This window comes from Flavobacterium hercynium (genome assembly GCF_002217285.1).
In the GTDB taxonomy this organism is placed as follows: domain Bacteria; phylum Bacteroidota; class Bacteroidia; order Flavobacteriales; family Flavobacteriaceae; genus Flavobacterium; species Flavobacterium hercynium.
Map to the genome: position 1 here is coordinate 82516 of NZ_MUGW01000005.1, position 6791 is coordinate 89306.

The following is a 6791-nucleotide window of genomic DNA, read 5'->3' on the forward strand; positions in this document are numbered from 1 at the left end:
GGTTAGTTAAGTTAAAGTCGGAGTTGTAATTGAATCAAGAACACCTCGTTGTTGTAGAATGCTGTATTAGGAATGTTTTTATCAAAGCGATCGATTTGGAAACCTGCTTCGATACGACCTGTATAAGCATGTCCAAATTCAAGACTCACCATTGGCGTATACGTCTGCTTTACATTAGGATCTACTTTATAATTGGCATCAAAAGTTTCATATCGGCAAGAAATTTCTAAAGCCGTTAATTTTTTATAATTTACAACGTATCTGAAATTAGGCAGAAAGTAAATACCTCGCATTAGATAATCGTCAAGTCCTCTAACTCTTGTATCAGCAGGCAAAGAGAAATATAAATTGTGATTTGTTCCCAGTTTGTATTCGATCTGAAGATCAAAAGCAAGCTGATCTGTAATTTTAAAATCACTAGTAATATCAGCACCTATAGCAAAGACTTTTTCATCAAAAACTTTTCCCATACCACCATTTAATCCTAAATTGATTTTATGTTTTTTAGACAATCCAAAAACCAATCTTCCGGAGTACTGCCTTCCGTTATCTTTGTCCATTGCCTGATTCTTTCCGTTACCGTTTACAGCAGAAAAGAAATAACTAATAGGAAGTTTTCCAATATCAACAGCCCCGCCTGCAGCAGCTCCAATTTGAAAACTGGTCCAGCCATTTTTTCCAAATTCATAATATTGATTAGAGAAATCGAATGATTTAATGATATCTACAGCAACCAACTCTTCAAGTCCAAAAGCGGGTCTGAATTGACCTCCTGTTAAAGCAATATATTTATTGAAGGTATATTTTCCATAAGCATTTTCCAAAACTTTTCCTTTGGTATCAGATTTAAAATCTGCCAAGTTCACTAACACCACAACCTCAGTTGCTTCACTTAATTTTGTATTTAGCCCAACACGCATTCTTTTAATATCAAAAGTACTTTGCGTAAAATCGGTACCGGAATGATGCGTTCCCATAGCATCGACATTGTCCCCAAAACTTTCTAAATGGCGAACCTGCAAAAGTCCTTTAAATTTATATTGCGGATACTGAACTCCATCTTCATCTTTAGCTGCGGCTTCCGGGGTCGAAGTCTGAGCAGTACTTAAAAATGGCATTAAAAAAATGAAAATGATAATTTTCAATCGTAATAAGTCACTCATAAATTCTTATTAAGTTAAGCTTCCTATTTACAAGACATTCCCCTATTTAACTAAGGATCAAGCAAGCAAATTAACAAAGACAGAACTAATGTAACAAAAAACGAATTAGTTACAAAAAAAATAACGAGAAAAAACGCAATAATATTATCTAAAAAAATATTTTAGCTTTATACTATTTATCTTGTTATAAAATTTTATCAATCTTACTAAGTCATTATCAATATGATTTCTAAGCCCGATAATTCTAGCAAAAATGCATTTTATTTCTCTATTTACAGAAATATAAAAAAGCTATTTCACTTTAAAATCCTTCACAAAAAAAAACAGCCGCTAAAAATATTTTTGCGACTGTTTTCTTATATATTTAATTATGTATTACTTTTCGATCTCTCTCATAGAATCCATTTTTTTATGAGCAAGGAAACCAGCCACATCTTCAAAATGTTCTTTCACACGTTTGTTTCCAAATTCAAAAACTTTTGTCGCTAATCCGTCAAGGAAATCACGATCGTGAGACACAAGAATCAACGTTCCGTCGAAATCACGCAACGCATCTTTGATAATGTCTTTTGTTTTCATGTCTAAGTGATTCGAAGGCTCATCCAGAATCAATAAGTTAACTGGTTCCAACAACAATTTGATCATTGCCAAACGTGTTTTTTCTCCTCCTGAAAGTACTTTTACTTTTTTGGTAATATCATCACCCTGAAACATAAATGCTCCTAAGATATTTTTGATTTGCGTACGAATATCTCCAACTGCAATAGCATCGATCGTTTCAAAAATAGTTGCGTTTTCATCTAGCAAAGAAGCTTGGTTCTGAGCAAAATAACCAATTTGTGAATTATGACCGATCTCGACACTTCCTTCGTCGATACCAATTTCTTTCATAATTGCTTTGATCATAGTCGATTTACCCTCACCGTTTTTACCTACGAAAGCTACTTTCTCTCCTCTCTCAATTACCACATTAGCATCTTTAAATACCACATGATCTCCGTATGATTTAGACAAATCCTTCACCACCACAGGATATTGACCTGAACGTGCCGCCGGAGGGAATTTTAATTTCAAAGCAGAATTATCTACTTCATCAACTTGTACGATAACAAGTTTTTCAAGCATTTTAACACGCGACTGCACCGCATCCGTTTTAGAAAAAGTTCCTTTAAAACGATCAATAAACGCTCTGTTGTCTGCAATCATTTTTTGTTGCTCATCGTATGCTTTTTGCTGGTGCACGCGACGGTCTTTTCTAAGTTCTAAGTAATGAGAATATTTAGCTTTGTAATCGTAAATTCTTCCCATTGTAACTTCGATAGTACGATTTGTAATGTTATCTACAAATGCTCTATCGTGCGAAATTACCACAACCGCCTTTGCCGAAGTCAGCAAAAACTCTTCTAACCACTGAATACTTTCGATATCCATGTGGTTGGTTGGCTCATCCAGTAAGATCAAGTCCGGTTTTTGCAAAAGAATTTTTGCCAGCTCGATACGCATTCTCCATCCTCCTGAAAACTCAGAAGTCTGACGCGTAAAATCTTCACGTTCGAAACCTAAACCAATTAATATTTTTTCTACTTCAGCTTCGTAATTTACTTCTTCAATAGCATAAAACTTCTCGCTTAAATCAGAAACTCTTTCGATCAGTTTCATGTAAGCATCGCTTTCATAATCTGTACGAACCGTTAATTGCTCGTTGATTTCATCGATTTCCGCTTTCATTTTAAAAATCTCTCCAAAAGCTTTAGAAGCCTCTTCCATTACAGTCGATCCGTCTTTTGTTAACAAATGCTGAGGCAGGTAAGCCACAACAGCATCTTTTGGAGTCGAGATACTTCCGGTAGAAGGTTTGCTTTGACCCGCTATAATTTTTAGCAGGGTAGATTTTCCCGCACCATTTTTACCCATAAGGGCAATCTTATCATTTTCATTTATAGCAAAAGAAACATCGCTAAATAAGGTAGTTCCACCAAACTGAACTGAAATATCGTTAACTGTAATCATTGAGATTTTTAGATTTTTAGGCCGCTTAGATTTTTACACTTCTAAACGAGTATTTTTTGAAAGCGCAAAGATAGATTAATTAGAGTATTAGACAATATAATTTAGATTACAACATCATCAGTTTTATCAAATTACACCAATCTCCTTATATATTTTCAAATTTTAAGCTTATCTTGTATAAGAATTTAAAAATCAGTAAAATATGAGATCGAATTTAAAACTGACTATTGGTCTGATCGCAGGAATATTATTTAGTCTATCTGCAAATGCACAAAAAACGGTTATTGCAAAAGAAGCTTTACCGGCAAATGCGCAAACGTTCTTAAAAAGTCACTTTGGAACCAAAAAACCAAGCTATATCATCGAAGATAAAGAATTGCTTTCTACAGAATACAAAGTTCAATACAACAAAACCATTGAAATCGAATTTGACAAAAAAGGAAATTGGAAAGAAGTTGACGGAAAAGGATCTAAAATCCCCACTTCTATTATTCCGAAAAAAATCATTTCGTATGTAAAATCAAATTTTTCTAAAGAAAAAATAACCAAGATTGAAATAGAAAAATCAGGTTACGAAACAAAACTTACAAACGGTCTGGAACTAAAATTCAACATGAAAGGCGATTTTCTTAAAGTCGACAACTAAGCTATAAAAAACAAAACCCCGATTTTCAGAAATCGGGGTTTTTGCTTTTTAGTCTTTTCTCCACTTTTTAGTTTCTTCAAAAATGTGTTCCAAGATAGCTTGTTCGGTAGCATCAAAATCAATGTTTCGTCTTCCCATAACTAATCTTGCCGTTTCAAAAGCTTTTTTAGTTACATAAGTAGAAAATCCAGCCGCTCCACCCCAAGAAAAACTCGGAACAAAATTGCGAGGAAAACCACTTCCAAAGATATTTGCGCTTACACCCACTACAGTTCCGGTGTTAAACATCGTATTGATTCCACATTTACTGTGATCTCCCATCATTAAACCGCAAAACTGAAGTCCGGTTTTCGCAAATCCTTCTGTTTCGTAGCTCCACAACTTCACTTCTTCATAATTGTTTTTCAGGTTCGAATTGTTGCTATCAGCACCAATGTTACACCATTCTCCTAAAACAGAATCACCTAAAAATCCGTCGTGTCCTTTGTTCGAATTCGCAAACAAAACAGAATTCTTAACTTCTCCTCCTATTCTTGATCCAAAACCAACCGTTGTAGCTCCGTAAATTTTTGCATTTAGTTTTACTTGTCCGTTTTCGCATAAAGCAAATGGACCACGAATTACGGTTCCTTCCATAATCTCCGCATTCTTACCTATATATATAGGACCAGTAGAAGCATTTAAAGTTACAAACTCTAGCTTTGCTCCTTCTTCAATAAAAACATTCTCCGGCGCAATTACGTTTACACTTTTAGGAATAGGCTGCGATTTTCTGTCTTCTGTTAGGAAATTAAAATCTTCACGAATTGCAGCATCATTTTTAGCAAAAATATCCCAGGTATGTTCCACTGTCAAAGCATCACCTTCGTACTGAATAATCTCGTAGGTATCAAAATCTACTTCTTCCTGATTCTCAGTAGTAAAAAAAGCAATTACATCATCGCCTTTAAAAATCGCCTGATTGGTAGTTAGATCAGAAACCATCTCTGCAAGTGTATCATTTGGTAAATACGCTGCATTAATCATTACATTTTCTTCTAATTCTACCATCGGGAACTTCTCTGACAAATAATCTTCGGTTATCGTAGTAATGGTCGAACCTAAACGCGCTTCCCATTTTTGACGAATGGTCATTATTCCGATTAATATATCTGCAACAGGTCTCGTAAAAGTAAAGGGGAGTAAAGCATTCCGAACGGGACCGTCAAAAAGAATGTAATTCATAAATAAAAAATTTGTACTTGTTAAAATCTGATTTGGTTATCTGTGCACCAAAGTTACAAATATTTTATTTGTCTAATAATTGTGTGTTTTTATTCTGATTTCCGCTCACATCAGGCTTTCATATTACATGCAGATGACTCAGATTTGATCTGCGAAAACACAAATTTATGCGGATTTTTTATACTTTATTTTCTGTATTTATTTTTGGGCGTTTCCTACGGCCGGGCTATCCGCTATATCTTTTTGTTTTTAAAGAAAAAACAAAAAGGATATCGCTTCTATCCCTAACGCAAACCTGGGAAGATTTAATATTCTTGCTTTTAATTCTCCTGCAAGGTTTTCAAAACCTTGTAGGTATAGAATTTATTTAACCTAATGTATAACCATCGATCAATTCTATGTAAACCTACAAGGTTTTGAAAACCTTGCAGGTTAGAAACGATGAACAAATCTATATAAATCAGCGTTGTCACAGAGTTAATCTGCGTTATCTACGTATTACAAAAAGCCAAGTTTTCGCAATCTTTGCGTTCACGAACAAGATGCTCGCGATAGCAATGGTCTATTTACTCTTCAACTTTATATCTTTTTATATCAAAATCAAACAATTCCTTAGGATGAACTTGTAAAGCACTAGCAAACCTCATTAAAGTTTTTAAAGTTAAATTTCGTTTTCCATTTTCATATTTACTAATCTCAGCAGAATCCATACCTGTCAAAAATTCAATATCCTGTTGTGTTTGATTATTTTTTAATCTTATTTCAGAAATTCTTCTTCCTATAGATTTTTGTAAATCTGCATTTAATTCCATTTCATTATGTTTTTAAGCAATTTCGCCTCTGCTCGCACTAGCAGGAAAAAGAGATAAGCTTGATAATTTCGTTAAAGTAATAACGTAAAATCAAGAAAACTAAAGTGGTTTTTCTGGCCAAAAATCTTTTGGTGAGCATTCGAAAATTTTTGCAATCTCATTCAAGTGTTTAACATTGTACTTAGCTTTTTTTGATGGTGATTCAATATCTCCTATAAAACCTACTCCTTTATCTAATTTAAGAGATAGTTGCTCTTGGGTAAGGCCTCTTTCTTTTCTGATGACTCTAACCCTTTGGATAATATATTTTTCTATTTCTGCTAAACTGTTTTCCATGATTATACAAATTGGCAACTTTATTCAATAATCTTCAACGGACTATAGTCCATATTTAATTAATTTTGTTATATTTGTTTAGTATTATATATTTGCGATTCTTCAACTAAAAATATTTGAAGCATTCGCTTAGAATCTCGTTTCAGAAAACTGGTAATTTTTAACACACGAGAAGATAGGTAAGATGCTCACGTCATTGGCGTGGGCTCACTTATTCGTGTGTAAGGTATACCAGTACCTCTGAAACGTTTAAGCTGAGTTCCACGCCTTTTTTATGCTCAAAGCTCTAATTAGATTCTTAGTGGAATTCCTTCAGTTTTGCTTTAAGTTTCGCATAACAAATTCGAACCTTTTAAAATTTATATATGTGAAATAAAATTTTATATTCTTTATACTTATAAAAAGCTTAATTAACCCATAAAAAAAGCCCTCTACCCTGTCGCCAAACGAGTATAGAGGACCGTAGCTAATCAAACAAACGTAAAATTAACTTATCCAATATTATGAATAATTTTTCATTTTATAGGGATAGGAAAACGCTTTATACCGTTTCCGCATGAAAAAAAATAAAATATCTTTTGAAACTAATTTTTGGGCACA

The 6791-nt window shown here is 33.8% G+C and carries 6 protein-coding genes; 1 reads left to right on the forward strand and 5 read right to left on the reverse strand.

The window, feature by feature from the left end:
• Positions 1-11: 11 nt before the first annotated feature.
• Together B0A66_RS02780 and B0A66_RS02785 are read right to left on the reverse strand one after the other, a co-directional pair.
• Entirely contained in the window at positions 12-1163 is a 1152-nt protein-coding gene (locus B0A66_RS02780) for a porin (protein ID WP_089048320.1), read from the reverse strand.
• Between the two features lie 375 nt (positions 1164-1538).
• Positions 1539-3173: an ABC-F family ATP-binding cassette domain-containing protein gene (locus B0A66_RS02785; RefSeq protein ID WP_089048321.1), complete on the reverse strand. Its 1635-nt coding sequence runs from the start codon at positions 3171-3173 to the stop codon at positions 1539-1541.
• Positions 3174-3375: 202 nt separating this feature from the next.
• On the opposite strand from B0A66_RS02785, the gene B0A66_RS02790 reads away from it, so the two are divergent.
• Positions 3376-3819: a PepSY-like domain-containing protein gene (locus B0A66_RS02790; protein WP_089048322.1), complete on the forward strand. Its 444-nt coding sequence runs from the start codon at positions 3376-3378 to the stop codon at positions 3817-3819.
• Between the two features lie 48 nt (positions 3820-3867).
• Here B0A66_RS02790 and B0A66_RS02795 read toward each other — a convergent pair whose 3' ends face one another.
• From B0A66_RS02795 to B0A66_RS02810, 3 genes are all read right to left on the reverse strand, one after another.
• A complete protein-coding gene (locus B0A66_RS02795) occupies positions 3868-5043 on the reverse strand; it encodes a GlmU family protein (RefSeq protein ID WP_089048323.1) in 1176 nt (391 codons plus the stop codon).
• Between the two features lie 566 nt (positions 5044-5609).
• Positions 5610-5855, reverse strand: coding sequence for a helix-turn-helix domain-containing protein (locus B0A66_RS02805; RefSeq protein WP_089048325.1), 246 nt, complete (start codon positions 5853-5855; stop codon positions 5610-5612).
• A 99-nt stretch (positions 5856-5954) separates the two neighbouring features.
• Entirely contained in the window at positions 5955-6191 is a 237-nt protein-coding gene (locus B0A66_RS02810) for a helix-turn-helix domain-containing protein (protein WP_089048326.1), read from the reverse strand.
• Between the last annotated feature and the right edge of the window lie 600 nt (positions 6192-6791).